Source organism: Armatimonas sp., assembly GCF_964826245.1.
This window is the reverse complement of the sequence record NZ_CBAYMC010000302.1, coordinates 1-4,334: the sequence shown is the minus strand read 5'-3', so window position 1 is coordinate 4,334 and position 4,334 is coordinate 1. Positions and strand designations below refer to the sequence as shown.

The window sequence follows — 4,334 nt, the reverse complement described above, 5'->3', positions numbered from 1 at the left end:
CGGCATGGGGCGTGGCCAGATCATAAAACCCCTGCGCGACAAAGACTTTCATGTAGGGATTTTTTGTCAGCGCGGACTTGAGTGCGCCTGCGGTATCCGTGTAGCTGTTGCCCTCGCCCCAGTTCCACTTGCCGTAGAGTCCGCCGAGGATGCTGTACTCTAAATCAGACTCGTAGCCGAGCTGCTCACGGACGTAGCTATTGAAACAAGCCGTGTAGCCCGGTGAGATCGCGGCGTGTGACGGGTCAAAGTCGGGGTGGGCACTGCCTTCGTTGCCCTGCTGCGCCGTCAGGCGGCTGTCGAGGCGGCCCACCGTCACGCCGCGCTCGCGCAGCAGCTCTTTACAGAAGCTCCAGTGCTCGATCCGCAGGTCGTTACGGTCCAGGTAGGTTTCGGAGAGGCCCGTGTAGGTGGCGAGAGTCGTGAGCAGCCTGGCACGCTCTTTAGGAAGCAATCTATCGCCCTTCAGTAGCGCGGTGGCGTACTCGCCAAAGGCAAACGCCTCCACATCCTTGATCAGCTTCTCGACGGGCCGGTTGAGGATCACTTTAGCCAGCTTCTTGTGGTACCAGGCGGTCGCGGCGTAGGTCGGCAGGTAGAGAATAAAGGGCAGGTCGTTGCCGGGCGCGAAGCGCAGGGTCTGGAAGTTGAGCACGGTGGAGATCAGCAGCAGCCCCGAGAGCGCGATTCCCTTGTCGGCCAGATAGCCCGCCAGGCCCGCGCCACGCGTGGTGCCGTAGCTCTCACCCACCATGTACAGTGGCGAGCTCCAGCGCTTGTTGCGGGTGATAAAGAGCCGGATAAACTCGCCAAGGCTCTCGATATCGCCCTGGACACCCCAGAACTTCTTGGCCGTCTCATCGTCTTTTGCCCGCGAGAAGCCCGTCCCCACCGGGTCGATAAAGACCAGATCGAACTGCTCCAGCCAGGTGTGCGGGTTGTCCTCAACAGCATACGGCGGCGGGGGCAGGCTGCCATCGGGGAGCTGCGCGACACGCTTGGGGCCGATGGTGCCTAAGTGCAGCCAGACGCTCGACGAGCCTGGCCCACCGTTAAACGAGATCAGCAGCGGGCGCTCTTTCGCGGGCCGGTCGTCATCCTTGGTGTAGGCCATGTAGAAGACCTGCGCCTCGATCTCGTCCTTGGCGTTCTTCAGCGGCATCCGCCCCGCTGTCACCGAGTACTTGATAGTTTTCCCACCCAGCACCACTTCATGCTGCGTGACGACCGGCGTCTCTTCGACAAACTCACTCTTTTTTGCGCCCTCATCGGGCTTTTTCTCGTCGCTCATGGCGGGATTATACCTAGTCTGCCATCTCCCCGGCTCGTTCCTCGCCACCCCTCTTCCCATTTTTGCTCCTTCGTCGCCGGAAGAGGGGCTACAATAGGTTCATGAGCACCACGTCGCCGTTTGCTAGGCCCCTGCCACTGGGGGTGATTCTTCCTTCGGGCTGGCTCCGAAAACAGCTCCAGACCCAGGCCGATGGTTTGGGCGGGCACCTGCACGAGTTCTGGCCGGACATCAAAGACAGCCAGTGGCGCGGCGGGAGCGCTGAGGGCTGGGAGCGTGTCCCCTACTGGCTCGATGGCTTCGTCCCACTGGCCTTTTTGCTCCAAAACCAGCGACTAATCGGGGTGGCGACCGAGTGGATAGAGATAATTCTCGCAGGCCAGCACGACGACGGCTGGTTTGGGCCGCGCACCGCCAACGAGAGCCACGGCGCACGCCAGAACGATCCCTGGCCACAGTTTATTCTCTTTAAAGTCTTCACCCAGTGGCACGAAGCGACAAATGACCCGCGCATCGTCCCCGCGATGCTCAAGGCGATGCGGCGCATCCACGAAGTGATGCGCGAAACCCCGCTCTGGGACTGGGCCAAGATGCGCTGGATGGAGCTGGCGATCTCAATCAAATGGCTGAGAGAGCAAACCGGCGAAGCGTGGCTGGATGAGCTGCTTTTACTCACCGCCGAGCAGGGCTACAACTGGCAAGCGCACTTCGAGAACTTCGAGCACACGGAGCGCGCAACGAAATGGACACTGGAGAACCATGTCGTCAACCATGGAATGGCCCTCAAAGAGTCGCTTTACCGTCCAGGTAACAATCCCAATGGCTTCGGCAAGCTCATAAAGTTCCATGGACAAGCGAATGGAATATTCAGCGGCGATGAGTCATTGGCGGGCCTCTCTCCGTCGCAAGGTACTGAACTCTGCGCCGTGGTCGAAGCTATGTTTTCTCTGGAGCTGCGTTTCGCAGAAAACGGAGATGTCTTTGATGCCCTTCGTTTCGAGCGGATTGCCTACAATGCACTCTCTGCCACGTTCACCGACGATATGTGGGGACACCAGTACGATCAACAAGTAAACCAAGTTCTCTGCACGGACTCCAAAACCAAAGAGGAGACGATCTTCACGACCAACGGGCCACGCTCCAATCTCTTCGGGCTAGAGCCTAACTTTGGCTGCTGCACCGCGAATTTCCATCAAGGTTGGCCCAAGCTGACGAGCCATCTCTGGATGCAGTGTCCCGATGGCAGTCTTGCCGCTCTCTCTCTCGCCCCGTGCACAGTCTCAACCGAAGCCGTCGCATTTGTGGTCGAAACCGATTATCCCTACGGCGATACAGTCACGATTCGAGCAATACGTGGAAGCACCGACCTGCACTTGCCGATACCAACCTTTGGCGTGGGCAAATCCATCACCCAGAAAACCGTGACACTCACGACATTAGCTCCGATTACGCTCCAGGTTCATTCCGAAATGTATCATTCTCCTCTTGATGCCTATACCGAAACGCGCCCCAGCGGCGGGGTCTCAGTCTATGTCGGGCCGCTTCTTTTTGGACTGAAGATCGGAGAGGACGTGCGCCCGGATGGCCCGGAGCCGTGGGCGGATCGCGAGGTGCACCCGACCACGCCGTGGAACTATGCGCTTGATCTGAGCAAGCCGCTGGTGCTGGACAAAGAAACACTGACGATCAAAGCGACGGGGCACCGCGTGCCTGAGTGGGGGCTGGAAAAACACGCCGCCGGGCCGCTGCCACAATCCCCCGTTGCGGTCACGACGCCTGCGGAGGAAATCACGCTCGTTCCCTACGGCTCGACACTCCTCCGGGTCGCGGAGTTTCCCGTTATCGCGCCGTCATCCGCCCCATAGAATGAGGCGTCTGCAGTGGCTTCGTCCCTCAGCCGCGAAGCCCGTGCCGGGCTACCAACTCTCTAGCCCGGCACGGGCTTTGTGGCGGAACGCCATTGCAGACGCCGATTTCAATCGGCGATGATAGGAAAATGGTAAAGTAGACCATGGAGCCACAACCAAGACGTGCCCGTCTCTCGCTGCTGGAGTGGATCGCTGCCGTTTTGTGCCTCATCTACGGCGGCCTGCTGGTGGCGAGTATCCTGCTGGGTGTCAAAGACGATCCCTTTAATGTTGTCATGGGAGCGCTCGCTCTCGTGGCTTTCTTGAGTGTGTTCACGCTCCTGCGAGGAGCTCGGCAGCTTGCGAGTGCCTGTCAGTACACAATTGCTCTCTGCTGGCTTCTGATCAGCCTGCTACTTCTGGGAATACTGGTAGGATGTGGCAATCGGGATGCTCCTGGCTTCTTGGGCGTACTGCTCTGGGGTATCGGGGCGGCTTGTCTTGCCATCTTGCACTTCGTCTGCGCCCGCCATATCAAGAGCCGCCGGGACGAGTAGGCTCGGCAGGGTACAATTTCGTATGCCGACTTCTCCGATTCCCTTTGCGCTGACTGCTTATGCCCTGCCGCACGTGCTGGGCTACCTGCCTACCAAAGATGGCACGCCCAACCCGAACCCCCTCGCGCCGCTGGGGCTGCTTGATGCTGCCAAGACCCGAAACCTTGCGGGCGTAGACATTCCTCTGCCTGCCGAGCTCTCCGGCGAAGCGCTCCGGGATGTTTTAGAGGAGCGTAATTTGCGCCTTGTCGTGGAGGCAGTGAGCGTTCTAGAGATGGAGAGCGCAGAGGCATATCTTAAAAAAGCAGCGGCGGCGGGTGCGAAAGTGGTGCGCTTGACCCTCTCGGGGATTTTATGTGGTGACCGTCGCAAGCTAGGGCCGGGCGGCTGGCTGGCGCGGCGCGACGCGCTGGCAAAGCGCATCCGAGAGCTCCTTCCCCTCGCCGAGACTCTGGGACTCTCGCTTGCCTTTGAGAACCACCAAGACGCCGACACATCGGACTTTCTCTGGCTCTACGAAAAGACCGGCGAGCACGTGGCCTTTGGCGTGTGTCTAGATGCAGGCAACCCCTTGGCCGTCGGCGAAGACCCGCTGGAGATGGCAAAGACACTCGCGCCGCTGATCCGCCATATCCACTG

Annotated in this window: 4 protein-coding genes; 3 read left to right on the top strand and 1 reads right to left on the bottom strand. The window is 59.8% G+C overall.

Going from position 1 to position 4,334, the window contains the following annotated elements; translation table 11 throughout:
• Positions 1 to 1,291: S10 family peptidase (locus tag AC1XOS_RS20175; RefSeq protein WP_481964011.1), on the bottom strand; the 1,291-nt coding region annotated here is incomplete at its 3' end.
• 101 nt (positions 1,292 to 1,392) lie between these two features.
• Here AC1XOS_RS20175 and AC1XOS_RS20170 point away from each other — a divergent pair.
• The 3 genes from AC1XOS_RS20170 to AC1XOS_RS20160 form a co-directional block, all read left to right on the top strand.
• Positions 1,393 to 3,156: a glycoside hydrolase family protein gene (locus AC1XOS_RS20170; protein WP_481964010.1), complete on the top strand. Its 1,764-nt coding sequence runs from the start codon at positions 1,393 to 1,395 to the stop codon at positions 3,154 to 3,156.
• Positions 3,157 to 3,302: 146 nt separating this feature from the next.
• Positions 3,303 to 3,695: a hypothetical protein gene (locus tag AC1XOS_RS20165; RefSeq protein WP_481964009.1), complete on the top strand. Its 393-nt coding sequence runs from the start codon at positions 3,303 to 3,305 to the stop codon at positions 3,693 to 3,695.
• Positions 3,696 to 3,717: 22 nt separating this feature from the next.
• Positions 3,718 to 4,334, top strand: a 617-nt coding sequence (locus AC1XOS_RS20160) for a sugar phosphate isomerase/epimerase family protein (RefSeq protein WP_481964008.1), incomplete at its 3' end; no start/stop codon positions are given.

What these genes read in the sequence shown, in the direction of transcription:
- AC1XOS_RS20170 (WP_481964010.1), top strand. Translation starts at nt 1,393, where the DNA reads ATGAGCACCACGTCGCCGTTTGCTAGGCCCCTGCCACTGGGGGTGATT.
- AC1XOS_RS20165 (WP_481964009.1), top strand. Translation starts at nt 3,303, where the DNA reads ATGGAGCCACAACCAAGACGTGCCCGTCTCTCGCTGCTGGAGTGGATC.